Here is a 26,788-nt window from a genome sequence, read left to right on the forward strand (position 1 = left end):
AGGAGGCTGATATGGGTGTAACAAAAGAAAGTTTTGGCTTTTTAGAAGATAAAAGAGAAGCATTTCTATACACGATTGAAAATCAAAATGGATTTGCAGTCAAAGTTACTGATTTTGGTGTAAATATTGTTTCTCTCCTTGTAAAAAACAAGGAGGGAAACATCAAAGATGTAGCTCTTGGATATGACACCTTGGAAGAATATTTTGAGAATGGAATTATGTTTGGAGCGACTGTCGGACGGAATGTAAACCGTATCTCAAATGCCAGATTCGAAATTGATGGGAAAGAGTATCATGTAGCAAAAAATCGTGGAAAACATAACATTCACAGTGACAAAGAACATGGATTTCACAAAGTCTTATGGGATAGTGAGATCATTGATGATCATGCAGTGAAGTTTACTTATGTAAGTCCAGATGGGGAACAAGGATTTCCGGGAACATTGGTAACAAATATCATTTATACGGTAACGGAAACAAATGGATTGATCGTTTCCTATCATGCAGTCAGCGATAAGAAAACGCTGATCAATCTGACAAATCATAATTACTTTAACTTGGGTGGACATAAAAGCGGAACGATCGAAAATACAAAAGTAAGGATTTATGCAGATGAATTTACACCGATCAATGAAGATACGATCCCAACAGGAGAAATCAGAAAAGTAGAACATACACCGATGGATTTTCGTGAATGGAAAAAGATCAAGAATGATCTATATGCCGAAGATGAACAACTAGAAAAAGGCAAAGGATATGATCATAATTTTGTAATTCGGAATAAAGATTGTGGTTTCCGAAAAATGGCGGAAGCATTGGACGAAGAACAGGGTATTAAAATGGAAGTTTATTCAGATCTTCCAGGATTACAGTTTTACACTGGAAATACAATGAAATCAACAAAAGGGAAAGGGGGAGTGATCTATGGAAAAGGATGTGGATTTTGCATGGAACCACATTATTTCCCAAACAGTATTAACACAAAAGAGTTTGATGCACCAGTATTTGACGCAGGAGAAGTGTATCAGACAGTAACCATGTATCAATTTGTCACAAAGGAGGATTAAAATGGCAAAGAAAAAGAAAAGTTCAGCATTTGCGGTAGTACAACAGATCGGAAAATCATTTTTTCTTCCAGTATCTGTGTTACCAATTGCAGGTATCTTACTAGGACTGGGATCTTCATTTACTAATGCTGATACGATCGCAGCGTATCATTTACAAGGAATCATGGGAGAGGGAACTATCCTGAATGCGCTTTTAACGATCATGTCACAGGTCGGTAATACAATCTTTGGAAATTTACCATTGATCTTTGCATTAGCAGTAGCATTAGGAATGGCAAAAAATGAAAAAGCAGTCGCAGTACTTTCTGCAGGTATTTCATTCTTTGTAATGAATTCAACAATTAATGCGATGTTAAAATTATCAGGAAAGATTTTAGCGGACGGAACATATGCAAAGAGTGTCTTAAACGGACAGATCACGAGTGTCTGTGGTATTGATTCTCTTCAGATGGGAGTATTTGCTGGAGTTATCGTAGGACTTGTAACAGCAGCATTACATAATCGCTTTTATAAACAGCAATTACCAGCAGCATTAGCATTTTTCTCAGGAGTACGTTTTGTGCCAATTATTAGTGTAATCGCACATATCGGTGTAGGTATTATCTGCTTCTTTGTATGGCCAACGATTCAGAGTGGAATCTTTGCACTTGGTAATCTGGTTATGCATTCTGGATATTTTGGAACAGCAATCTTTGGATTCTTAGAGAGAGCATTAATTCCATTCGGATTACATCATGTATTTTATTTACCATTCTGGCAGACATCTCTTGGAGGAACAATGGAAGTTGCTGGAAAGATGGTAGAAGGTGCACAGAATATCTTCTTTGCACAGCTGGCAGACCCAAATACAAAACATTTTGCAGTAGAAGCATGTAGATTCATGACAGGAAAATATTCTTTCATGATGGCGGGACTTCCTGGAGCAGCTTATGCAATGTATCGTTGTGCAAAACCAGAAAAAAGAAAAATTGTTGGAGGATTACTATTCTCAGCAGCATTAACATCATTCCTTACAGGAATTACAGAACCGATTGAATTTACATTCTTATTTATTGCACCAGGATTATTTATTTTACATTGTGGATTAGCAGGTTTGTCATTTGCATTAATGCATATCTTAAAGATCTGTATCGGAACAACATTCTCTTGTGGATTGATCGACTTTATGTTATACGGTGTATTACAGGGACAGACAAAGAGTAACTGGATGATGATCCTTCCAGTATTTGCAGTTTATGCAGTATTATATTACTTTGTGTTCAAATTTGTCATTGAGAAATTTGATCTTCCAACACCAGGTAGAGATGATGACGAAGAAGAGGTAAAATTATATACAAAAGCTGATTACCAGGCAAAAAAAGGTGCAGCAAATGAAGATACAGACGCACCAGAGGATCCAATTTCCTTTATGATCTTAAAAGGACTTGGTGGAATCAAAAATATTGAAGATATTGACTGCTGTGCTACAAGACTTCGTATCACAGTAACAGATGAAACTAAGGTGACAGATCAGTACTTAAAACAATCTGGTTCCAAAGGAATCATCAAAAAAGGAACAGGAATTCAGATTATTTATGGACCACAGGTATCTGTGATCAAGAGTAATTTTGAAGAATATGTGGAATATTATGCACAGCATGGAACAGATCCTTCCAAAGAAGAAGAGGTAACACCCATAGTTTCCTCCAAAGAAGAAGAGAAAAAAGAAATCAGACATGGTAAATTAGTTGCGGTAGCAACAGGAAAAGTTCTTGCAATGACACAGGCAAAAGATGAGGCATTTGCAACTTGTGCTATGGGAGATGGTGTTGTAATCGAACCAGAAAAAGGTGTCGTTGTTGCACCAGCAGATGGAAAGATCACAGCATTAATGAAACCATCTTTACATGCGATTGGAATCGAGACAAAAGAAGGATTAAATCTTTTAATTCATATTGGAATTGACACAGTCAAATTAGATGGAAAAGGATTTGAGGCTTTTGTCAAGAGTGGACAAGAAGTAAAGGCAGGAGATAAGTTGGTAGAGTTTGATATCGATCTGATCAAGAAAGAAGGATATAGCCCAGATATTATGGTTGTTGTCTTAGAAGATTCTAATCTGCCAAAAGTAGCTTATAAAACTGGAGAAAAAACAGTTGCAGGAAAAACAGTTGTTGCGGAATTTTAGTAAAAAATGATTGACAACAAACTGTGAATAAGGTAAAATAATGACTGTTCTGAAAAGGGACAGTCATTATATGCGATAGTGGCGTAGTTGGTAACGCGCGACCTTGCCAAGGTCGAGACCGCGGGTTCGAGCCCCGTCTATCGCTTTCGGTTAAAAGTCTCGAAACCACGCATTTATGTGGGTTTCGGGACTTTTTCATTAAAGGAAGATAATATCAATGTGAGTAATGGTTATGGAAGAGGGACAATTACAGACGCAATTCAGCATGCATTACAAAAAGTAGGAATTCCAAAAACATTTGCTGGAATAGGAGCAAGATTAATTGTATTTGTTTTGTTTTAGGTAGGTGAAATGAATTGAAAAATAAAAAAAATAATAGATATTTAATTATAGGAATTGGTTATCTTATTTTATTTTTTATTGTTCTAACTCCAGACATTAATAATGCAGTAGGAAGAGGAATACAAGCATTATTATTTTGTGTTTTAGGATATAGATGTGAGGAAAATATTAGAAGGTTTATAAAAAATAGATAATAAAAGGATTTTAATCAAGCAGAGAATTTATTTGAGATATTTTCTGCTTGATAACATACGATTGGATATGAAAAAATCATGATAAAAGAAAACAAGATAAAAAAATATGTAGTTGTAATTATATGTTTATTAGGTATGTTGATATTAAGTGGAAAGACAGAAAATGTATTTGCGAATGATAAAAAATCAAAAGATATGGAAAATAGCTTATTATCTTTCTATATAAAAGATGTATCAAACGTTGAAAGCATTAGATATATTCCATTGGATAAAAAAATCATAGGAAATAAAAGAATAACGGATAAATCAAATGTTGTAGATATTGGATTTGGAGAATATTATATTAAAGTTAAAGATGAAAAAAAGGAACTACAAGAACCAAGTTATTCATCTTGGTATGAGGCACCGAAAGGTGGCATGCAATTTCGTGAAAAATTATCAATAGAATACCAAGTAAATAAAGATTATAATAATAAAAATCTGAGGATTTTAAAAAAAGTTGTTGAAGAAAATATTCATCCAAAAAATAAAGTACTTATTTCTGCCTCACAATATGTCAATGTGAAAAATGGATATAAGAAAAATATCAAAGCATGTATTTTTTATCAAAGCTATAGTATTCAACTTTATGAAAAAGACTTATTTTTTGATGATAAAATTACAACAGGAAAAGTGAAAATACCAATAGGGATTGTCTTTATTGTTAGTAAGGATATGAAATAATGATATAAAAATATAAGGGGTAGAAGATAGAATTCTGCCCTTTATATTTTTATAGGCTCTCAGAATCATGAGCCTTCCGACTAAGATGCATTGGTCGGATGAATCTTGAAAAGTAAATATTATCCAGAACGGACATGAAAAGTAATAAAAGTAAAATAATAAGGAAGAAGGCATTCAGGCTTAGCATATAAATTCTAAGTTTGGATGCCTTTTTCCGGTGATAGATACATAAAAATGTCAAAGTTCTGTGAACAATTCCATTTCTCACAAATTCATAACATTTTCCATCTATAATAAATCAAAAATCAGAGAAGTATGCAAAAAAGGAGGAATTCCACAATGCGGTTATTACTTGCAGAAGATGAAAGATCATTATCAAGAGCGTTAGTTACGAGGAAGTATTAAAAACCATCAGAGATAAGAAAAATCTGATTCCAATTCTGATGCTGACAGCGAAAGCAGAGATTGACGATAAAGTAGAAGGACTGGATCTTGGAGCGAATGATTATCTCACAAAACCATTTGCGGCAAAAGAATTGTTGGCAAGAATCCGTACCATGATCAGAACGCAGACAACACAAACAGAATCAATTTTGTATGTCGGAAATATCACATTAAACAGAGCGACTTTTGAACTGACATCACCAACAGGAAGTTTTCGTCTTGCGAATAAGGAATTTCAGATGATGGAGATGTTTTTATGTAATCAGGGCCACAGTATCACGCACAAACGTCTGTTGGAAAAAATCTGGGGAGATGAAAAACAGGTACAGACGAACGTTGTATGGATGTACATTTCTTATCTTAGAAAGAAATTAGAAGCACTCCACGCAAATCTTCAGATTACAGAGGCAAGTCACGCAGAATATATTTTGGAGGTGGGAGGATGATCCGAAAACTTCGAATAAAATTTATAGCGATTTCCATGACATCAACGATCATTGTATTATTTCTGATTCTTGGATCGATCAATTTGCTGAATTATCGGGAGATGAGTCATAATGCAGATACGATCTTAGATTTCCTGAAAGAGAATGATGGAGAATTGCCAGAAAAATCTCTATAAATCTCAACATAAAAAGACAAATGGAATATCACCAGAAACTTCCTTTGAGTCCCGCTATTTTTCTGTATTTTTGAGCAATAACAGACAGATATGTGAAGCGGATACCGATAATATCTCAGCGATCGATGAAGAAACAGCGATTAAATATGCACAAAAAATCAATAGAAGTAACAAGAACTGTGGATTCATTTCAAAATACAGATATATGAAAGAAAATACTTCAAACGGAGTAAAAATATATTTTCTGGATTGTACAAAATCCATGATGTCATTTCAGACTTTTCTTGTCACTAGCTTTTTTGTTTCTATTTTTGGTGTTAGCACCGTTTTTATTTTGGTGGTGTTGCTTTCAAAACGGGCAATTGAGCCAGTGGCAGAAAGCTATGAAAAACAAAAACGCTTTATCACAGATGCAGGACATGAGATCAAGACACCGCTTACGATCATTGATGCAGATACATCGATCTTAGAGATGGAATACGGAGAGAATGAATGGCTTGATGATATTCAGGTACAGACAAAGCGGCTTGCAGGTCTTACAAATGATCTGATCTATTTGTCACGGATGGAAGAAAAACAGACAAAAACAACGATGATCGAATTCCCATTTTCGGAAGTAATATCAGAAGAAGCTCAGTCATTTCAAGGACTTGCCAAGGTCAAAGGAAAAAATTTTATGGTAGATATTGAACCGATGTTGTCACTTAAAGGAGATGAAAAAACAATCCGGCAGCTAATCTCCATTTTGCTGGACAACGCGGTCAAATATTGTACCGAGCAGGGACAGATCAGACTGACAGCTGCACATAAAGGGAAAAATATTATTTTATCTATATACAATACCTCACAGCCACTGACAAAAGAAAATATTGATCATTTATTTGACCGGTTTTACAGAACGGATGAATCAAGAAATTCCAAGACCGGCGGTTATGGCATTGGCTTATCGGTCGCAAAAGCTGTGGTTGAAGCACATCATGGGAAGATCGTGGCATCAAGTGAAGATGGGAACTCTCTTTTGATCACGGTTATCTTAAAGATATGAAAAACAGGAGGATTTATGACATACGAAGAGTTTTATAAAGAACAGTATCCGGTTTTATTAAAAGCAGAAGAACAATTGAAGAATCTGATCACCCAGTTTGAAACAAACGAAAATAAGAAAAAGATCGCATACTGCAGCTCTAGAATCAAAAGTCCGGAAAGCATGAAGCAGAAACTCTTGAAAAAGGGGGAAGAACCAAATGCTGAAAATGCGGTTTCAAAAGTAAATGATGCAGTAGGAATCCGTGTGATCACATCATTTGTAGATGATATTTACAAAGTATCAGATTGGATTACTTTACAGAATGATATAGAAGTGGTTAACATCAAAGATTACATTGCATATCCAAAGCCAAATGGATATCGAAGCTATCATATGATCATTCATCTGAATGACCTGAGCTTAAATGCAGAGATTCAGATCCGCACGATCGCGCTGGATTTCTGGGCAAATCTTGAACACCAGATGAAGTATAAGAAAAATATTAAGGACGAAATAATAATCCGCTCCGAATTAAAACGATGTGCGGACGAGATCGCATCGATTGACTTGTTCATGCAGACAATCAAAGATTTGATTCAAAACGATGAAAAATGTTGCAAATAGGTACATTTTTCATAAGAATTTATGAAAAAAATATTACGAAATGGTTTACATATGAAAAATGAGGTAGTAAACTAGAAGTAGTCGGTAAAAAATGGAACTAAAGGGAGGAAATATGAAGAGAAAGACTACTGGAATCCTCATTTCCTGTGTAGTAAGTATATGTTGTATGGTGGTCTTATCCATGAGTTCACATACACATGATGTATATGCTTCCTATTCAAGATATGTAACAGCCAATAACGTAGTGGTTCGTAAAAAAGCATCAAATAAGGGAAAGATCGTTGGATCATACAAGAAAGCAGCAAAGGTTCGCTGCTACAAGAAGAAAAGATCTTATACGAAGATCAAATATGGAAGATATTATCGATATATCGCAACAAGATATCTGTCAAAGAAGAAACCAGTTGTTGTAACAGCACAGAAAGCAGCGAATATAACAACAGATACATATACAAGATATGTAACGGCAAGTTCTTTGACGATCCGTAAGAAAGCGTCGACAAGTGCAGCAAAGGCAGGATCATACAAGAAAGGTACGCAGATCACCTGTTATGGAGAACGGTCTGGATGGACAACGGTAAGATATAGTGGAGTTTATTGTTATGTAAGTTCACAGTATCTATCTGAGTCAAAACCGGAAGAAGATACATGGGAAGTTTATGGAACGGCAACAGGACAAAGTGTTGTAGACTACGCAATGCAGTTTAGAGGCAATCCTTATGTATGGGGTGGAGAAAGCCTTACGAATGGAGTTGACTGTTCTGGATTCACGATGCAGGTATATAAACATTTTGGATATTCACTGCCACACAGTTCAACAGCACAGAGATATGAAGGAACAGCAGTATCATGGAATGAGAAGCAGCCAGGAGATCTGATCTGCTATCAGGTAGTGAACGGTGTAGGACATGTAGCGATCTACATTGGAGATAACCAGATCATTCATGCAGGAAGCAAAGACACAGGAATCAATGTGCGGAATGCTGATTACAGAGCTGTATGGGGTGTCAGAAGAATCGTTCAGTAGGACAAGCATTTTAATTTAATATGAGATAAGAATAAAACAGCCGTATCGATCATGATACGGCTGTTTTTCTATACTTATAAAACGGCATATTTCAGGATGAATAATACTGCAAGTACGTACATTAAAGGAGTGATCTTCTTTGCTTTACCACAAACTACATTCAAGATCACATAAGAGATGATCCCGATAGAGATTCCCTCAGAGATACTATAGAATAATGGCATTGCAATGATGCAAAGGTAAGCAGGTACGGCTTCTGTCATATTGTCATCTGTAAATTTGATATCAGAGATTGCTCCAAACATTAAGAACCCAACCATGATCAGCGCAGGGGCTGTCGCAAATGATGGGATTGCTGTAAAGAGCGGTGCAAATAATGTTGAGATCAGGAATAAGAATCCTGAAACAACAGCTGTTAAACCAGTACGTCCACCTGCAGCAACACCAGAAGAAGATTCAACGAATGTTGTAACAGTAGAAGTACCAAGAACCGCACCAGCTGTTGTAGCAACGGCGTCTGCCATTAATGCAGGTTTGATTCCAGGAAGTTTACCTTCCTCGTTAAGCATTCCGGCTTTTGTGCTGACACCGACTAAAGTTCCGAGTGTATCAAACAGATCGACAAATAAGAAAGATAATACAACGGCGATAAAATTAAAGATTCCGACTTTGCCCAAGTCATACTGGAAACATTTACCGAAAGTCTCTCCTAATTTTGAAAAATCTGTCATTGCAAATGTAGGGAACAGGCTGTAATAACCTGTTTTGAAATCAGGAACATAGATTCCTGTTATCTGGCAGAGCATTCCGATCACCCATGTAGCAAGGATTCCGATCAGGATAGATCCAGGTACTTTTTTAATATAAAGAATGACTGTGATCAATAATCCAATAACTGCAAGTAAAGAACAGATTCCAGCAGTATGGAAATCTTTTGTAAAGTTTGTGATAGATACCAATGTAGATTTATTTCCAATAACAAGTTTTGCGTTCTGAAGACCGATAAAGGCAATAAAGATACCGATTCCGACAGAAACTCCCTTCTTAAGATTCAAAGGGATCGCATCAAAGATCGCTTCACGAACATTGGTCAAAGATAATACGATGAAGATGATACCTTCAACGAATACAGCAAGTAAAGCAACCTGCCAGTGATAACCCATCACACCAACAACGGTATAGGCAAGATAAGCATTTAATCCCATACCAGCGGAAAGTACGAATGGAAGGTTCGCAGTAAGTCCCATGCATATAGTTCCGATAAAGGAAGCGATACATGTAGCTAATAATACAGCAGTAGGGTCCATGCCAGCTGCAGAAAGCACACTTGGGTTTACCGCAAGGATGTAAGCCATTGTCATAAATGTAGTAATACCAGCAATGACTTCAGTTTTTACGGAGGTATGATTCTCCTTTAATTTAAATAAGTTTTCCAACATAGTTTTTTTCCGTATGTAAAAACATACGTTCCTCTCTTTCTTTATTGAAAATCTATAAAAAAGTAACAAACATCATTATATTATAGGCAAAAATGAAAAGCAAGGCGGGAAAATCTGACAAAAATAAAAGGAAACCATCTGGGGTGTGATGGTTTCCTTTTTGAAAAGAGAGGATTAAAAATATATATGAAAAAACTATACCTGTAGGATGTTTCCTGAAATTCTTTTATTGTCTTATCTTTTAGGTCTTTCCTTGAGGTATGGTTATAGTATAATCATTTCCATTTCGAGATTCAATATACAGAATATAAACAAATATAAACGATTTATAAATTGTCATTAAGAAATTCTTATGAATTGGTAAGAAAATCCAAAGTTAACATAGTTAAAAAAACTTCACAAAATGATTCCGATTTCACTGATTTTCTTATATAATAATAATAAAGTCTAAAGGAGGAATTATTTTTATGCCAAAAAGAACAGATATTAACAAAGTGTTGATCATTGGCTCTGGTCCGATCATCATCGGTCAGGCATGCGAATTCGACTATTCGGGGACACAGGCGTGTAAGGCGCTTCGTAAACTTGGATATGAGATCGTATTGGTCAACTCCAATCCAGCAACGATCATGACAGATCCAGAGACAGCTGACGAAACTTACATTGAACCGCTGAACGCAGAACGTTTAGAGGAAATCATTGCAAAGGAACGTCCAGATGCTTTACTTCCAAACTTAGGTGGGCAGTCCGGATTAAATTTATGCGAAGAGTTATATAAAAAGGGTATTTTAGATAAGTATAATGTCAAAGTAATTGGTGTACAGGTAGATAGTATTGAACGTGGAGAAGACCGTATCGAGTTTAAGAAGACAATGGACGAACTTGGAATCGAGATGGCTCGAAGCGAGGTTGCTTACAGCGTAGAAGATGGGTTGAAGATCGCTGATAAGCTTGGTTATCCAGTGGTACTTCGTCCAGCTTACACAATGGGTGGAGCCGGTGGAGGACTGGTATATAACAAAGAAGAATTGAAGACCGTTATGGCAAGAGGACTTCAGGCAAGTTTAGTTGGACAGGTACTTGTAGAAGAATCCATTCTTGGATGGGAAGAATTAGAATTAGAAGTTGTCCGTGATGCAGAAGGAAATATGATCACAGTCTGCTTCATTGAGAATATCGATCCATTAGGAGTGCATACAGGAGACTCCTTCTGTTCCGCACCGATGCTCACGATCTCTGAAGAATGTCAGCAGAGATTACAGGAACAGGCATACAAGATTGTAGATTCTGTACAGGTGATCGGTGGAACAAACGTACAGTTTGCTCATGATCCAGTGACAGACCGTATTATTGTTATCGAGATCAATCCAAGAACATCAAGATCCTCAGCATTAGCATCCAAAGCGACAGGATTCCCGATCGCTTTAGTTTCTGCAATGCTTGCAGCAGGTTTAACATTAAAAGATATTCCATGTGGAAAATACGGAACATTAGATAAATATGTACCAGACGGTGACTATGTCGTTATCAAGTTTGCACGTTGGGCATTTGAGAAATTCAAAGGTGTCGAAGACAAACTTGGAACACAGATGCGTGCTGTTGGTGAAGTTATGAGTATCGGTAAGACATACAAAGAAGCATTCCAGAAAGCGATCCGAAGCTTAGAGACAGGACGCTACGGACTTGGACATGCGAACAACTTTGATACTTTAACAAAAGAAGAATTGTTAAAGAAATTAGTGTCACCATCAAGCGAACGTCATTTCATCATGTACGAAGCATTAAGAAAAGGTGCAACTGTCGATGAGATCTTTGAACTGACAAAAGTAAAAACATACTTTATCGAGCAGATGAAAGAGTTAGTTGAAGAAGAAGAAAAGCTTCTTGCATGCAAAGGAAACATGCCATCTGATGAAATGTTAACATCAGCGAAGAAAGATGGTTTCTCTGACAAATATTTAAGTCAGTTATTAGAGATTCCAGAAGAAGATATCAGAAATAAACGTATTTCAATCGGTGTCGAAGAAGCATGGGAAGGGGTTCATGTAAGCGGAACGCCAGACAGTGCATATTATTATTCAACATATAATGCAGAAGACAAGAACCCAGTATCCACAGATAAACAAAAGATCATGATCTTAGGTGGAGGCCCAAACCGTATCGGACAGGGTATTGAATTTGACTACTGCTGTGTACATGCATCTCAGGCACTGAAGAAAATGGGATTCGAGACGATCATCGTAAACTGCAACCCAGAGACAGTATCTACAGATTACGATACATCCGATAAATTATATTTCGAACCATTAACAGTGGAAGATGTATTAAGTATTTATAATAAAGAAAAACCATTAGGAGTGATCGCTCAGTTTGGTGGACAGACACCACTGAATATTGCTGCCGAACTTGAGAAAAATGGTGTGAAGATTCTTGGAACATCTCCATCTGTCATTGACCTTGCAGAAGACCGTGATCTGTTCCGTGAAATGATGGATAAATTAGAGATTCCAATGCCGGAATCAGGAATGGCAACAACAGTAGAAGAAGCATTAGAGATCGCAGGAAAGATCGGATATCCAGTGATGGTAAGACCTTCCTACGTTCTTGGTGGACGTGGAATGGAAGTTGTCTATGATGACGAAAGCATGGCAGGATATATGAAAGCAGCCGTTGGTGTAACACCAGACCGCCCAATCCTGATCGACCGTTTCTTAAATCATGCGATGGAATGTGAAGCAGATGCGATCAGTGACGGAACACACGCATTTGTACCAGCAGTGATGGAACATATCGAACTTGCAGGAGTTCATTCAGGAGACTCCGCTTGTATTCTTCCATCTGTTCATATTTCAGAAGAAAACCTGGAAACGATCAAAGAATACACAAGAAAGATCGCAGAAGAAATGCATGTCAAAGGACTAATGAATATGCAGTATGCGATCGAGGATGATAAAGTTTATGTATTAGAAGCAAACCCACGTGCATCTCGTACAGTACCTTTGGTATCCAAAGTATGTAACGTGAGAATGGTTCCACTGGCAACACAGATCATCACATCTGAATTAACAGGAAAACCATCACCAGTACCAGAATTAAAAGAACAGGCAATTCCATATTATGGAGTCAAAGAAGCAGCCTTCCCATTCAATATGTTCCAAGAAGTAGACCCAGTTCTAGGACCAGAAATGCGTTCTACAGGAGAAGTTCTTGGATTATCCAAATCCTATGGAGAAGCTTTCTACAAAGCACAGGAAGGTGTTGGAGCGAAACTTCCATTAGGAGGAACGGTACTGATTTCTGTAAATCGCAAGGATAAAGAAGAAGTTGTAGAAGTAGCAAAAGCATTCGCAGACGACGGATTCAAGATCCTTGCAACAGAAAACACATGTAAACTGATCAAAGAAGCTGGAATTGAAGCTGAGAAAGTCAATAAATTAAGCGAAGGAAGACCAAACATCCTTGACCTTATCACAAATGGTAATATCGATATTATTGTAAACTCTCCAGTCGGAAAAGACAGCGTGAACGATGATAGTTACCTAAGAAAAGGTGCGATCAAAGCGAAGATTCCATATTATACAACGATCGCAGCAGCCAAAGCAGCAGCTGAAGGAATCGCTTATGTAAAAGCACATCAGGATCAGAATGAAGAAGTGAATTCATTACAGGGATTACATGCACAGATTTCTGATAAGTTGTAATTTGTGTGTTGGCCAACTGTAGTCTTTCAGTATATGATAAAAAATAAATAAACGATTGGAAGAGCAGCTAGAGAATTTTGCTCACGTTTTTTGCAGATCGCTGATCCGCCGGCTTTCCTTGTGCAACTCGCCTTCAAGGGTGTTTAAATCAGAACTCTTTGAGGCTCAGACAGCACACCAAGCCGGCTGCGAATCCGCAAAAAACGTGGCAAAATTCTAATGCTACTCTTCCGATCGTTTATTTATTTTTTATCATATACCTGAAGGCTAAAGTGTGGACAATTACAAGATTGGAAAACTTAGGTGGGGTGTATGTTAAACGTTATTGGTTTTCGTAAGTTTCTTTTATCTTCCGTCAACGAATTCAAAACTTATCAGTCAATACCGTTTAACATACACACTGTGTAGTGATTTGAATAGCGTTCCGTTGTATGAGTCAGAAAGAAAATAAGAAAAAATATTTAGAAGAATACAGGGTGACAACATGAGCACTTTTTGAATGCGTTTTTTACAAATTCGCAGCGCCCTGTGGTTGATTGTCTGACCGTAGCTGCGGGCATTTTGGCTCGCAGCCAGGAAGTTATCAAAGGAACAGGCGCGGATCAGCGATTTGTAAAAAACGCTTTCAAAAATGCGGAGTGTCACCCTGTATTTTTCTAAATATTTTTTCTTATTTTCTTTCTGACTCATACATGCAACACTATCCACAAATCAGAGATTTCGATAACGATTCATCGCTGCCATAACTTCCTGCTTCCGAGGCATCGCCAGATTACTTTTCACATACTTACTATCCAAGAGTGCAGAAAGTCCTTTTGTTTCAATCATCTGCATTAATTCATCTGCAACTGCACAAAGATCTTTCTTCCCATCCATCAAATGAAGTTTCGCATACAACAAAGCATAACCAAGAGCTGTTGTCTGTTCAGTATCAGCAATCTGCTCCACATATCTTAGATCAACTGTATCCTTGTTAATCGAAAAAGCATCTTTTCCAAGTGTTTTCATCTTGATCTTGCGTTCTTTCTTCAAATGATTTCCAGCGTTGAAACAACGGTCAAAACAAGGATCTGGATGTTTCTTTTCAGGCAGTGAAACCATAGGGAAATCTTTTGCTGCGTCTTTGGCGGCTGTAGTGATATCTTTTGGTATATACTGATCCATCTGAATGATATGATCTGCCGGATGGAAATAAGATCCACAGCTTCCAGCAACGATGATCGAAGAAATATCATATCTTTCGTACAATTCACGAATCCGTTCGATAAAAGGAGTGATCGGTTCCTGATCACGAAGAACTACACGCTGCATCAGTTCATCACGGATCATAAAGTTGGTGGCACTCGTATCCTCGTCAATTAAGAATAAAGAAGAATCCGTTTCCATGGCTTCAACTACATTTGCAGCCTGTGAGGTGCTTCCACTGGCACCTTCTGTGTCAAAAGAAACCGTATTTTTCCCATTTGGCAGGTTATTAATGAACATAGAAATATCTGTATTTGTAATACTTCTTCCATCTTCTGCACGAATCTTCATGGCAGTTGGATCAGTAATGACAAATTCACGACCATCCCCTTTGACATGATCGTAAACACCAAGTTCCAATGCTTTTAATAACGTCGATTTTCCATGATATCCACCACCAACGATCAGGGTGATTCCTTTCGGAATTCCCATACCCGTGATCATTCCTTGATGTGGAAGTTCAAAAGATACACGGTAAGTATCTGGTGACTGGAATTTCACACAGTTTCTTAAAGGTTTCTGTGAGATACCACTTTCTCTAGGCAAAACAGAGCCATCTGCAATAAATGCGACAAGTCCCATAGAAGACAGTTTTTTACGGATTGTATGTTGATCTTCGGATAAATAAATTACTGATTCCAACATTTTTTGATCAATATTTTTATAAAACAAAGAAGATGAAACACAATCTGGCAACAGTCCAAACAACATTTTATCCAATTCTCTCGCATTTACAGTTCGTCCATTTGCAGGGAAACCAGCTTCAAAATGAACAGAGATGTCACCGTTGGAAGGATTGATCGTACATGCAGTTCGTTCTAGTACCTGTTGTCCACATTTACTGACAGAAAATAAACCGCTTTTTCCAGAACCTTTGGCACGAAAAGAGATCTTAGATAAAGTTTGATAAAATAATCGTGTCAAATGATCACAGAGTGCAACCTGTTTATATTTTGTATCATAAAAAGAAGCAGGAAATCCAGCTGATCTTCCTTTCACATGGATACTTAATTTTGATGGAGATGCAAAAGGATCGCCTTGTACATGATCAATGGAAAGAAAATAAGTTCCAAAATCATAAGTACCTTGCGTATTTTTATATGCAGGATATCCTTTACGGTCAATATTTTTTAATAGTGATTTTAAATTCGATGACGATTTCATAAATAGTTCCTCCTAATCTTAAAATCCATGATAACAGTCAGTGCGATTTTTGTAAACCAGATGAAATCAAAGGAAATCCGTGGTATCATAGAAAGATGATCAACAAGGAAGGCGGAATAGAGACGATGGATCTTAATAAATTAAAAGAGATACAGGCCGTTGTTTTTGATATGGACGGGCTGATGTTTGACAGTGAACGCTATGTACAGAAGTCATGGGATATTGCAGGAGAACGTCTGGGATATGGACCTCTGGGGCATAATATTGTCAATACATTGGGAACAAACCTTACAAATCGTAAGAAATATTTCTTAGAACATTACGGAAATGATTTTCCATTTGATAAATTTTTGGATGGATACAGAGATGCATATTATGAATTGGTTGAAGACGGGGTGCCAGCCAAGAAAGGTCTTCATGAGATTTTGAAAGTCCTCAGAGAAAAAGGACTAAAGATCGGAGTTGCAACATCTTCCAGTGAAGAACACGCCGTAAGTAATCTGAAACGAGAAGGGATTTTTGACTACTTTGACTCCGTGATCACAGGAAATATGATCGAACACGGAAAGCCAGAGCCAGATATTTATATCGAAGCATGCAGACAATTAAAAGTCGATCCATCAAAAGCGATCGCATTAGAAGATGCGATCAATGGAATCCGTTCCGCACATGGAGCAGGCATGAATCCAGTGATGATCCCAGATATCGTGCAGGATACAAGTAAAGTCGATGATATATTATTTGGAAAATGTGAATCTTTGCTGGAATTTGCAGAGATTTTACAGGGCGTAACATTAGATATAGAAGAAACACAAAAATAAGGAGAGAATATATGGCAAAGAAGAAAAGCGCAGGGTGCGAATATTGTAGTAATTATGTGTATGATGAAGATTATGAATATTATGTATGTGATATTAATTTAGATGAAGATGAGATGGCAAGATTTATGAGCTATAGCGATTGGGATTGCCCTTATTTCCAGATGGACGATGAATATGCAATCGTAAGGAAGCAAAATTAAAAGGTAAGAAATAATTGACAATAAATGGAAATCTGTTAAAATATAAATGAAACAATTTACATAATTTGTAATATAAGGAGAAAATATGGGGAATAAAGACATTACAGATTTCAATGAAGCGCAATTAAGAAAGAGAGCAGCAAGTAAGGAAGAATTAAATATTTGTTTGACCAATAATTATGCATTTCAAAAGATATTTAAGAATGAAGAGATAGTAAAAGGATTTTTAATAGCATTGTTGCATTTAAAGGAAACAGATATTGAAGAGTTGGAGGTTACGGATCCTTTTGTGGAAGGTGAAGTAAAAGAAGAAAAAGAGGGAATACTAGATGTCAAATTAATCTTAAATGGTGGCAAAAAGATTAATATCGAGATGCAAAATACGTATCAGGAAGATTGGGCAGAGAGAAGTTTATTTTATAATTGTCGGATGTTTACAGAGGGATTAAAAAAGGGAGAATCTTATTATGAATTACCTCCATGTATTCATGTAGGAATTCTTGATTTTAATTATTTAAAAAGTCCTGGATTTTATCATAGAATTTTATTAAAAGATGATACAACAGGTGAATTGTATAGTAGTAAATTTCAATTTCATGTGATAGAATTAAGTAAAATAGCAACGACAAAAGGAAAAGCAAGAAAACAAGATCTTTATAAATGGGCTAAATTAATTTCAGCAAGTACTTGGGAAGAAATCAGAGAAGAATCTGAAGGAAATCATTACATGGAAAAGGTGAGGGATGAAATGATTAAGATGAGCCAAGATGAGAGTGAGAGATATCTTTATTTAAGGGAACAAATGGCAATCCGCGATAAAGCGAGTCAATTAAGAAGTGCAGAGAATATAGGAATAAGGAAAGGTGAACTTTTAAAATTAGTGACACTAGTACAGAGAAAAATTGAAAAAGGAGATACGGTAGATAAAATAGCAGATGATCTGTTAGAAGATCAAGAAATTATTGAGAAAATATATAATTTAATAAGAAAATATCCTGATAAAGATGAAAAAGAAATTTGTAATTTTTTGATATAAGAATAAAACCAGTCACAGGATGGTTAATACAATTACCAAAGGAATACATAAAGTAATTCAAGAAAAGGGGTGTTGCAATATGAAGAAAAATACGATCATATGCATTTCCAGAGAATTCGGCAGTGGAGGAAGAGAGGTCGGACAGCAGTTATCCAAGAAGCTTGGAATTCCTTTCTACGACAAAGAGATTTTGGCAAGAGTTGCCGAAGAAAGTGATATGTCGGAAGAGTTTGTAAAGAATCACGAGGAGAATGCAGTCTACAGCCACATTATCAATGTCCCGATCGGACACAGATTTCCAGGCGTTGACACAGAAGAGATCATGACACCAGAGAAATTATTTATGATCCAGGCACATGTGATCCATGAACTGGCAGCAGAGAATGAATCCTGCATTTTCGTGGGAAGATGTGCAGATGTGGTGCTTAAGGATCACGAAAACTGCTACAGTTTCTTTATCCACAGTCCTCTAGAAGAACGGATCAAACGGATCGTAGAGACAGAACATGTGACAGAACGACAAGCGAAGAAGATGATCAAGCAAACCGATTGGGAGAGATCTTCTTATCATAATTATTATACAAAACAAAAATGGGGAGACCCCGGTAATTATGATCTCATGATCAATTCAGCAAGGACAGGAATCCAGAAAGCAGTTGAAATTATCATGGATTATGTGAAATAAAAAACGATGATATGCAATGTATACAAGGTATCAAAAGATACCTTGTATATTTTTTGTATAAAAATGAGAAAATGTAAATATTTTTAATCAGACCTTGAACAAAATCAAAAGTGTGATAAGATAAAAACTGTAAAACAAAAGACAAAACACAGAAATAATCTTTAAAACACAGAAAAAGAAAGGAAATAATATGGAAATTACAGACAGTGCAAGGAACAGGATGTTTTCAAATAAAGATCTCGTACGATTGATCATACCGTTGATCATTGAGCAGATGTTAACTGTAACGGTAGGACTTGCGGACTCTATCATGACAGCGAATGTTGGAGAAGAAGCTGTATCAGGAGTTTCATTGGTAGACAGTGTTATGGTATTGATGATCAATCTGTTCTCGGCATTGGCAACTGGAGGAGCCGTCGTTGCAGGGCAGTTTCTCGGACAGAGAAAAAATATCATGGCATGTAAGACAGCAGACCAGTTGATCTTATTTATTGTTTCATTATCTGTAGTGATCATGGCAGGAATTTATGCATGTAAAAACTTTATTTTAAATGTAGTGTTTGGAAATATTGAACCAGGAGTTATGCATAACGCAGAAATATATCTGATGATCGTCACGGCATCTATTCCATTTATTGCAATATATAATGGATGTGCCGCATTATTCCGTATCATGGGGAATTCAAAGATTTCTATGAATATGTCTATGTTGATGAACGGTATCAACATCGCAGGAAATGCGATTTTGATCTATGGGTTTAAATTTGGAGTTGAAGGAGTTGCGATCCCAACATTAGTATCAAGAATTGTTGCAGCAGTTGTTATGGTAAGACTGCTCGCAAAACAAAATCAGGATGTGCATTTAAGCAAACATATCCATTTTCATTTTAAGGGATATTTAATACAGAAGATCTTACATATCGGAGTACCAAACGGAATCGAAAATAGTATGTTCCAGTTAGGAAGAATCATGGTATTAAGTATCGTTGCAGGATTTGGGACATCATCTATCACAGCCAATGCCATCGGAAATGTGGTAGCATCATTTGAGTTGATCCCAGGAATCGGAGTAGGATTTGCAGTGCTGACCGTTGTATCAAGATGCATCGGAGCTGGGGATTATGAAGCTGCAAGATACTATACAAAGAAGCTGTTAAAAGTAGCCTATGCAGCATTGATCGCATTAAATATCATCGTAGTTATGATCTTACCACTGATCATTCAGGTATATCATTTATCACCAGAAACAGCAGCGATCACAAGAAAGATCTTATTATATCATACTTTATGCTGTGTAACGATCTGGCCGCCAGCATTCACGATCCCGAACACATTAAGAGCCGCAAATGATGTCAAATACTGTATGGTTGTAGCATCAGCCACGATGTGGATATTTAGAATCTTCTGCAGCGTTGTTCTTGGAAAATGGATGGGACTTGGAGTCTTCGGAGTCTGGGTAGCAATGACATTAGACTGGGTATTCAGAGGAATCCTGTTTGTCAAACGATACATACAAGGGAAATGGCAGAGAATGGAATTGATTTAAATGAAACAGCTCAAATAAAGAAATTGTAGAAGATAAGAACAGCCCAGAATCGTCAGGTATAAAAAGACAATTCTGGGTTGTTTTAAAATTGTGTCTAGAATGTAAATCCAGGATCTTCAGTAGTATCCATTTCATCAAAAGTAACTTTTTCTATTAATTTATTCTTTTTATTTTCCATTGTAATAAAAGCACGGTAATTTGTTGGAATTGTAACGGAAGAACCTTTTACTCTTTTCATTTTAGTAGCTCCTGGCTTGTAAGTATAAATAGATTTTACTCTCCAGTTCTTATTAGGAGTGATCTTGATATTACGTCCCATAAAGGAAATCCCAGATCCGTTTTTATTCTTAAAATCAGAAGTACAGTCTCTTCCATCCACTATAATCTTCTTAAAAGGATTTGAGTATTTTATAACTTTGACTGTTGTTTTTACAGAGTAAGTTTTACCTCTGTATTTAAATTTTGCAGTGATTTTTGTTGATCCTGTTTTCTTAAGTTTTACACCGATTCCTACCTGATTGTTATCTGCAATAAGATAATAATCTTTTCCAAAAGTTTTTGTAGAAATAACCTTTTTATTTGAAGATTTAACCTTCATACCATTACGCAGGATGGATTCTGAATTAGAGCGATTTGTTCCCTTGATATAGATCACATTTGTGTAAAAACCATTCTCGCCATTATTTTTTTTGTCATAACTTAAGGTTGTCTTTTTAGGTAGAGAAAATTTTGCTTTCGCATTTACACTATAAGCAGAACACATACCTACTGTTAATACAGATGCCAGAAAAATAGAAGCACATTTTAAAATACTTTTCTTCATAAAATTCTCCTTTCGATGAACAAAAAATACAAAATCATTATAGCATAGAAATATGCAAAAATACAAGGTATAATAATGATAAAACAACATTCAAGGAGGATACTGTTACGTCAACTACCCACCACCTAAAGGTGGTGGGCTTGTAACTGCCCAGTCGTACTAACGACTTACGTCTCCGACCTTTAACACCAATAGATATTGCTATCTAAAGTGGCGTTACATCATAGGGTGGTTGACAACACCCTTTGTAACAAAGTTTACTCTGTTACAACTGTATTAGGTACTTGGCTATCAACAAGATAGTTTATTCCCATACGATACAGATTCATAGCTCCTATACGGTCATCATTAGACTTATAGCCACAGTTTTTACAAGTAAACAAATGTATCTTCTTGTTACGGTTGGACTTTTCAGTATGTCCACAAACAGGACAACACTGGCTTGTATAATGAGGGGCTGCCTTAATTACAGAAGACTGATTCTGCTTAGCCTTGTAAATCAGTTTCTGTTCTAAATCATAAAACGACCACGATACAGAAACATAACGGTCTTTAATCCTGACACGCTCTGTAACATTACGAATACCCGACAAATCTTCTAATACAAAGAGTGTATGCTTTGGGTTGTTCTCAACGAGTGCCTTTGATACACAATGGTTAACATCTTGCATCCAACGGTTTTCTCGCTGACCGATCGCTTTTAATCTTCGCCTTGAAGATGGAGTTTGTCGCATTTGGAGTTTTTTACGGAGTTTGGAATAGTTAGCACGTTTTTGTTTAATAGTCTTGCCGCTGACAAAACCTGATTTGTGCTTACTGTCATAAGTGGCAACGACAAAGTTAATACCTCTGTCAATACCTACGACATTACAAATGTCAGAAATATTACTTTCTTCGACATCATAAGTTGCTGGTATGTGAAGATAATATTTACCATGTTTGTTTGTAAGCTTAGCTGTACCAAACTTGTAGATTGTGTGGTCAAAATATTTAGACATACCTTCAGCGAAATATGGCAGTTTAACACGACCATTAAGTGTATTCACAGAAAAACAGTTTTGCGTTAAAGAATAATCTCTGTTCCAAACTAGATCATACTGAAGTTTCTTGAAGGTTGGTCGTATCCACTCATTTTGATTTTCGAGAATGGTTCTATATCTTGCAATGACCGTTTTCAAAACGGACTGAGCCATTTGCGATTTAAGACCAAATTTTTCTCTTAGAGTAGAATACAAAACCTTATTAAGTGAAAACTGCTTTAAATCATGAGTTTGGAATACATAGTCTGAAACATAATTACAGGCATCACGATAAACAGACATAGTTTTATCAAGCAAAACTTTATCTGTATCAGTAGCGACTATTTGAACTTTTGCTGTTATAGTCATCTGTTGCATAGATGTACTCCTTTCATTGATATTTCACTAAAAATATTATATAATATTAGTTAGTGAGAGTCAATCATTATCAGAGGTAAACTATGGACAATAGATATAATCGTCATAACAGACGAAAATACAGCCTAAAAGTACATATAAAACAACATAGTACCTATGGCAAACGAAAGGATTTAATTTATGAATAAAAAAGAACTAGCACTAGAAGTCATTGAGCGTCTGAAGAATGAATATCCAGATGCAGACTGCACACTGGAATATGATCAGGCGTGGAAATTATTAGTTAGCGTAAGACTGGCGGCTCAGTGTACGGATGCACGAGTAAATGTCGTGGTAAAAGGATTATTTGAAAAATATCCAACAGTAGAAGCACTGGCAGCAGCAGACGTTGCAGATATTGAAGAAATCGTACGACCCTGTGGTCTTGGAAAGAGCAAGGCAAGAGATATCAGCAAATGTATGAAAGTTTTAAGAGATGAATATAACGGTAAGATCCCAACCGATTTTAAATCGATTCTAAGTCTTCCTGGGGTCGGAAGAAAAAGTGCCAACCTGATCATGGGAGATGTTTTTGGCAAACCTGCGATCGTTACGGATACACATTGTATCCGTTTGGTCAACCGGATTGGATTGGTTGATGGGATAAAAGACCCTAAAAAAGTTGAGATGGCATTATGGGAGATCGTTCCACCAGAAGAAGGAAGTGATTTCTGCCACAGGCTGGTATGGCATGGAAGAGATGTCTGTACGGCAAGAACAAAGCCTCATTGTGAGAGATGTTGTTTGAATGATATCTGTGCACAAATTATATAAAGGTACCATGATCAAAAGTATGAAAGGAGAAAGTTTATGAGGAAACTATTAAGAAGAGCTGCCAGTATTGCATTAGCAGCGGCAATGCTATTTACAACTGCAGGAGTCAGCCAGAAGAAGGTAGAGGCTGCTTCTACAGGGAAATTATCTGTTACAGGATATCAGGATTATAACGATGCACAGAAAATCTTAAAAGAAGTGAACAAATACCGTAAGAAAAATGGACGCAAAGCATTGAAGATGGATCGAGGATTGACAAATTCAGCAATTATGCGTGGATTTGAAACAACGATCTATATTCCAGAAACAAGTCCGCATAGAAGACCAAATGGAAAGCTTTCAAAAAGTATCAACAAGAAGATCATCTATGAAAACTGCGCACAATCCGCAGAAACTACACCGAAGCAGATCGTAAAGGGTTGGATCAATTCTTCCACACATAGAAAAGGTCTGTTACTTTCGAATGCAAAAAGTGTAGGGGTTGCAGCAGTTACGGTTGTGTCAAGAGACGGATACGAAGCCAATACCTGGGTATTAGACTTTAGCAGTTCCAAAGCAAAGAAAGTAGAAAAATCCAAGGCAAGAAAGCAATTTACAAAAAATATCGTGACAAAGAATTCATATTTAAAGAAGAGTTATTTAAAACTAGACAGCAGATACGGTACAATATGGGAAACAGAAAAAATGCAGATGAAGCCAACATATCAAGGCAAAATGATGAAAGAGTACGGTGTGTATCCAACAGTGATCAATACATCATCTTTCACATCATGGAAGAGTAGTAATCCATCCGTGGCATCTGTTGACTCGAATGGAAGAATCACAGGAAATAAAGCTGGAACAGTGACGATTTCTGCAAAATTAAAAACAGGGACAAAGATAACGATTTCAAAGAAGATCAAAGTTGTACCGACGAATCAGCAAATCGATCCATGGGAATAGGCAAAAACTAAAGAAGCAGGATAGAATAAAAAAACGTAATCTCAAGAGGTTCATTTGAGATTACGTTTTTTTTCTATAGGATTATGCCTGAAATCCAAGGTAGGCATTGATTCTCTTATGAAATAGAGAAGAAAATATATTTGTAATATTACCACTTAAGAAAGCGGCGATCACGGTTCCGATTCCAACGGATGGTAATTCTGGAAGCAATACAAAAGAAGAGATCGCAGAACATACAGTAAATAAAACTTCCAGACAAACTCTGACAGCGCCAAAGCTTATATTTTTCTTATCAGAGATAGTTTTCACAAGTCCTTCCATTGGCATAACAGCGAACCCGGAACTGATCGTGAATCCGACACCTATTGATAGAACGGCACATGCGATGACAGATAGTAAAATCTTAGCGGCAAGTCCATGAGGTTCAATAAAGAATAAACCATAAGAAGTAAATTCGATAAATAAAGAATAAACAAAAGTCAAACCAAGCTGAGTCAACTGCATTTTCCCGAATTCATGAAGGATCAGAGCTTCGCAAACTAAGAAAGTAGAGTTGATCAGGAAGTTAAATAAGGCATAGCTGTGAACTGGGGAAAGATAACTTAATGTCAAAGCCATCGTACAGCTAGGTGCAACTCCAAGAGCTGCTTTCAAAAATAAATTAGAACCAACAGACATGATCAACAGTCCTAAAATATAAAATAACAATCTATGGTAAAAAAATCTTTTTTTGTTTTTCATAATATCAACGATTCCTTTCATCAAAATTTCATATTTTATCAATCGTATTCCCTTTGTGTTTCTTATTATATATATAGAGAGCGAAGTATTGCAATTCCAGTTGAGATTTGATATATTCCAAATAGGAATATACGAAGATATTTGAAAAAGGTATGGAAAAATGGAAATACAGCAATTATATTATTATATGGAATTATGTAAACAGAAAAATTTCACAGAAGCTGGATATGCCTGTAACATGACACAAGGTGCATTATCAAAACAGATCCGTAAGTTGGAAAATGAGTTAGGAATTACACTGATCCGCAGGAATACAAGGAAATTTGAGTTGTCCAAAGAAGGAGAGATCTTTTTGTCTTATGCAAAGAAAATGACGGGAACCTATGAAGAGATGTTGAAAAATGTTCAGAAAAATCAGGAAATTAAGATTGGTTGTATGCCGGTTCTTGCACCATATCATTTTGCAAGATTGGTGGCGGATTTCAGAAAAGAATATCCAGATATCAAACTTGTGATTGATGAAAGAATCGCAAGTGATATTCAGGAAAACTCCGATCGTTATGATTTCTTGATCTTGAGAGAAAATATGATGGAAGATCAGAAAAAATTCCGTTTTTCCCCACTGTATGATGATAAATTGTGTGCAGTGTTATATGAAAAACATCCGCTTTATGGAAGAGATCGACTTCAACTGAAAGAATTGAAAGATGATGTTTTTATCTTCCCAGAGAGAGGCAGCGGAAGTTACGAAGTGTTTTATAAGAGTTGTGAGAAAGCAGGATTTGAACCGAAAATAGCTTTTGAATTTCCACAAGCAAATACAATCATGAGTTTTGTAAGTGAAGGGGTTGGGGTTACGATCACATTTTCAACGGTTTATAGAGAAGCTAAATGTGCTGGAGTTAAAATGATACCATTAGAAGATGAATTACATTCTGTGATATCACTATTTTATAGAAAAAATAAGCCATTGGATTATGCAAAGAAGCAGTTTTTAAATTATGTAAGAGAGCATTTGTATACGTAAAAAAATTAGAAGGCATATTGTGAATCTGTTATACTAGAGGAAGTAAATACAAGGAGAATTCTTATGAAGTATGTCATAAAAATAATACTGATCGTGACATGCCTGATCATTATGTTACCATTTGGCGGATGTGGCCGGAAGAAGCAGGTAACAGCTCAGAAAGCAGGAGTATTAAAGCCAGAAGCACCGGGGAAGGAAGTTTTGGATCATGGGGAGGCTGTGGTTGATATATCGAATGTGGCTCAAGGCTATGTAGCACTGCGATATAAGGGAAGTGCAAAGAAGATCAGTGTTGAAGTGATCGGAAAGAATAATAAAGTATATAAATATTTTATTGAACGGACAGAAGAGCCGACATATTTTCCATTGACCAGTGGAAATGGTACATATCAGATCTCTGTATATGAAAATGTGCAGGACGATGAATACAGTGTTTTGATGATGGATAGTTTTGAGGTGAAATTAAAAAATAAATTTCTGCCATTTTTATATCCTAACCAGTATGTAGAATTTACAAGTAAGACGAAAGCAGTAAAGGAAGCGAAGAAACTGGCAAAAGATTCCAAAGATGATCTGGCAATCGTCAAAGCTGTTTATAATTATGTGGTCAAAAATGTAAAATATGATGATGAGAAAGCGCAGAATGTTCAGAGTGGATATCTGCCATCGGTAGATGAGACATTGAAGACAAAGAAGGGAATCTGCTTTGATTATGCTGCTCTGATGACGGCGATGCTGCGTTCGCAGGGAATTCCGACCAAGCTTGAGATCGGGTATTCAGGGGATATCTATCATGCCTGGATCAGTACCTGGCTGAATGAAAAGGGATGGGTAGATAATATCATTCAGTTCGATGGGAAAAGCTGGGAGTTAATGGATCCGACACTGGCAGCGAATAGTGATAACAAGGAAGATGTGAAAGAATATATTGGGAATGGAGAACATTATGTACTTCAGTATAGTTATTAAGA

25 protein-coding genes, 1 tRNA gene and 1 pseudogene are annotated in these 26,788 nt (G+C 36.6%); 22 read left to right on the forward strand and 5 right to left on the reverse strand.

Going from position 1 to position 26,788, the window contains the following annotated elements:
- Positions 1-11 precede the first annotated feature (11 nt).
- The 11 genes from QUE18_RS00805 (at position 12) to QUE18_RS00850 (ending at position 8,237) form a co-directional block, all read left to right on the forward strand.
- On the forward strand, positions 12-1,067 hold the full coding sequence (locus QUE18_RS00805) for an aldose epimerase family protein (protein WP_015530623.1): 1,056 nt from the start codon (positions 12-14) through the stop codon (positions 1,065-1,067).
- A 1-nt stretch (position 1,068) separates the two neighbouring features.
- On the forward strand, positions 1,069-3,234 hold the full coding sequence (locus QUE18_RS00810; protein ID WP_009204705.1) for a PTS sugar transporter subunit IIABC: 2,166 nt from the start codon (positions 1,069-1,071) through the stop codon (positions 3,232-3,234).
- A 72-nt stretch (positions 3,235-3,306) separates the two neighbouring features.
- A tRNA-Gly gene (locus tag QUE18_RS00815) sits at positions 3,307-3,379 on the forward strand.
- Positions 3,380-3,453: 74 nt separating this feature from the next.
- Positions 3,454-3,576: a hypothetical protein gene (locus tag QUE18_RS00820; protein ID WP_274602367.1), complete on the forward strand. Its 123-nt coding sequence runs from the start codon at positions 3,454-3,456 to the stop codon at positions 3,574-3,576.
- 14 nt (positions 3,577-3,590) lie between these two features.
- Complete coding sequence (locus QUE18_RS00825) at positions 3,591-3,770, forward strand: hypothetical protein (RefSeq protein ID WP_008392350.1); 180 nt, start codon at positions 3,591-3,593, stop codon at positions 3,768-3,770.
- Between the two features lie 78 nt (positions 3,771-3,848).
- Positions 3,849-4,493, forward strand: coding sequence for a hypothetical protein (locus tag QUE18_RS00830; protein WP_009204707.1), 645 nt, complete (start codon positions 3,849-3,851; stop codon positions 4,491-4,493).
- Between the two features lie 374 nt (positions 4,494-4,867).
- The gene (locus tag QUE18_RS00835; RefSeq protein WP_330380050.1) at positions 4,868-5,383 is read left to right on the forward strand and encodes a response regulator transcription factor; all 516 of its coding nucleotides are present in this window, start codon (positions 4,868-4,870) and stop codon (positions 5,381-5,383) included.
- Entirely contained in the window at positions 5,380-5,559 is a 180-nt protein-coding gene (locus tag QUE18_RS13670) for a hypothetical protein (protein ID WP_331489787.1), read from the forward strand. The genes QUE18_RS00835 and QUE18_RS13670 overlap by 4 nt, the downstream gene beginning before the upstream one ends.
- The gene (locus QUE18_RS00840) at positions 5,528-6,604 is read left to right on the forward strand and encodes a sensor histidine kinase (protein WP_331489789.1); all 1,077 of its coding nucleotides are present in this window, start codon (positions 5,528-5,530) and stop codon (positions 6,602-6,604) included. Before QUE18_RS13670 ends, QUE18_RS00840 begins: the two co-directional genes overlap by 32 nt.
- A 15-nt stretch (positions 6,605-6,619) precedes the next feature.
- The gene (locus QUE18_RS00845) at positions 6,620-7,210 is read left to right on the forward strand and encodes a GTP pyrophosphokinase (RefSeq protein ID WP_009204711.1); all 591 of its coding nucleotides are present in this window, start codon (positions 6,620-6,622) and stop codon (positions 7,208-7,210) included.
- Between the two features lie 112 nt (positions 7,211-7,322).
- On the forward strand, positions 7,323-8,237 hold the full coding sequence (locus QUE18_RS00850) for a C40 family peptidase (protein WP_226796595.1): 915 nt from the start codon (positions 7,323-7,325) through the stop codon (positions 8,235-8,237).
- A gap of 74 nt (positions 8,238-8,311) precedes the next feature.
- On the opposite strand, the gene QUE18_RS00855 is transcribed toward QUE18_RS00850, so the two are convergent.
- Positions 8,312-9,676 (reverse strand): NCS2 family permease, encoded by a 1,365-nt coding sequence (locus tag QUE18_RS00855; RefSeq protein WP_009204712.1) that lies wholly within the window; start codon positions 9,674-9,676, stop codon positions 8,312-8,314.
- A gap of 467 nt (positions 9,677-10,143) precedes the next feature.
- On the opposite strand from QUE18_RS00855, the gene carB reads away from it, so the two are divergent.
- Positions 10,144-13,377 carry a carbamoyl-phosphate synthase large subunit gene (gene carB / locus QUE18_RS00860; protein ID WP_009204713.1) on the forward strand — a complete coding sequence of 1,078 codons (3,234 nt, stop codon included), beginning with the start codon at positions 10,144-10,146 and terminating at the stop codon, positions 13,375-13,377.
- A 711-nt stretch (positions 13,378-14,088) separates the two neighbouring features.
- On the opposite strand, the gene QUE18_RS00865 is transcribed toward carB, so the two are convergent.
- Complete coding sequence (locus tag QUE18_RS00865; protein WP_009203747.1) at positions 14,089-15,786, reverse strand: ABC-ATPase domain-containing protein; 1,698 nt, start codon at positions 15,784-15,786, stop codon at positions 14,089-14,091.
- 95 nt (positions 15,787-15,881) lie between these two features.
- On the opposite strand from QUE18_RS00865, the gene QUE18_RS00870 reads away from it, so the two are divergent.
- The 5 genes from QUE18_RS00870 to QUE18_RS00890 all read left to right on the forward strand — a co-directional run bounded on the left by QUE18_RS00870 (position 15,882) and on the right by QUE18_RS00890 (position 20,074).
- Complete coding sequence (locus tag QUE18_RS00870) at positions 15,882-16,607, forward strand: HAD family hydrolase (protein WP_009203748.1); 726 nt, start codon at positions 15,882-15,884, stop codon at positions 16,605-16,607.
- An 11-nt stretch (positions 16,608-16,618) separates the two neighbouring features.
- Positions 16,619-16,807, forward strand: coding sequence for a DUF6472 family protein (locus QUE18_RS00875; protein ID WP_008392367.1), 189 nt, complete (start codon positions 16,619-16,621; stop codon positions 16,805-16,807).
- 85 nt (positions 16,808-16,892) lie between these two features.
- Positions 16,893-17,843, forward strand: a complete 951-nt coding sequence (locus QUE18_RS00880; RefSeq protein WP_008392368.1) for an Rpn family recombination-promoting nuclease/putative transposase — start codon at positions 16,893-16,895, stop codon at positions 17,841-17,843.
- 79 nt (positions 17,844-17,922) lie between these two features.
- Positions 17,923-18,528 carry a cytidylate kinase-like family protein gene (locus QUE18_RS00885; protein WP_009265921.1) on the forward strand — a complete coding sequence of 202 codons (606 nt, stop codon included), beginning with the start codon at positions 17,923-17,925 and terminating at the stop codon, positions 18,526-18,528.
- Positions 18,529-18,718: 190 nt separating this feature from the next.
- Positions 18,719-20,074 carry an MATE family efflux transporter gene (locus QUE18_RS00890; RefSeq protein ID WP_009203749.1) on the forward strand — a complete coding sequence of 452 codons (1,356 nt, stop codon included), beginning with the start codon at positions 18,719-18,721 and terminating at the stop codon, positions 20,072-20,074.
- A 94-nt stretch (positions 20,075-20,168) separates the two neighbouring features.
- Here the strand turns inward: QUE18_RS00890 and QUE18_RS00895 are convergent, their stop codons facing one another.
- Both QUE18_RS00895 and QUE18_RS00900 read right to left on the reverse strand, forming a co-directional pair.
- Positions 20,169-20,897: a hypothetical protein gene (locus tag QUE18_RS00895; protein ID WP_009203750.1), complete on the reverse strand. Its 729-nt coding sequence runs from the start codon at positions 20,895-20,897 to the stop codon at positions 20,169-20,171.
- Positions 20,898-21,154: 257 nt separating this feature from the next.
- Positions 21,155-22,294, reverse strand: coding sequence for an RNA-guided endonuclease TnpB family protein (locus tag QUE18_RS00900; protein WP_009203751.1), 1,140 nt, complete (start codon positions 22,292-22,294; stop codon positions 21,155-21,157).
- 83 nt (positions 22,295-22,377) lie between these two features.
- Between QUE18_RS00900 and QUE18_RS13920 the strand changes: the two are divergent.
- The 3 genes and pseudogenes from QUE18_RS13920 to QUE18_RS00910 all read left to right on the forward strand — a co-directional run.
- A pseudogene (locus tag QUE18_RS13920) lies at positions 22,378-22,461 on the forward strand (IS200/IS605 family transposase); the annotation flags it as partial.
- A 13-nt stretch (positions 22,462-22,474) separates the two neighbouring features.
- Positions 22,475-23,107: an endonuclease III domain-containing protein gene (locus tag QUE18_RS00905; protein ID WP_008392372.1), complete on the forward strand. Its 633-nt coding sequence runs from the start codon at positions 22,475-22,477 to the stop codon at positions 23,105-23,107.
- Positions 23,108-23,143: 36 nt separating this feature from the next.
- Complete coding sequence (locus QUE18_RS00910; protein ID WP_009203752.1) at positions 23,144-24,049, forward strand: CAP domain-containing protein; 906 nt, start codon at positions 23,144-23,146, stop codon at positions 24,047-24,049.
- Between the two features lie 81 nt (positions 24,050-24,130).
- On the opposite strand, the gene QUE18_RS00915 is transcribed toward QUE18_RS00910, so the two are convergent.
- Positions 24,131-24,790: a YczE/YyaS/YitT family protein gene (locus QUE18_RS00915; protein ID WP_022091581.1), complete on the reverse strand. Its 660-nt coding sequence runs from the start codon at positions 24,788-24,790 to the stop codon at positions 24,131-24,133.
- Between the two features lie 160 nt (positions 24,791-24,950).
- On the opposite strand from QUE18_RS00915, the gene QUE18_RS00920 reads away from it, so the two are divergent.
- Positions 24,951-25,817, forward strand: coding sequence for a LysR family transcriptional regulator (locus QUE18_RS00920; protein ID WP_008392375.1), 867 nt, complete (start codon positions 24,951-24,953; stop codon positions 25,815-25,817).
- Between the two features lie 63 nt (positions 25,818-25,880).
- Positions 25,881-26,786 (forward strand): transglutaminase domain-containing protein, encoded by a 906-nt coding sequence (locus QUE18_RS00925; RefSeq protein WP_242852726.1) that lies wholly within the window; start codon positions 25,881-25,883, stop codon positions 26,784-26,786.
- Positions 26,787-26,788 lie beyond the last annotated feature (2 nt).

It is taken from the genome of Anaerostipes hadrus ATCC 29173 = JCM 17467 (assembly GCF_030296915.1).
In the GTDB taxonomy this organism is placed as follows: Bacteria; Bacillota; Clostridia; order Lachnospirales; family Lachnospiraceae; genus Anaerostipes; species Anaerostipes hadrus.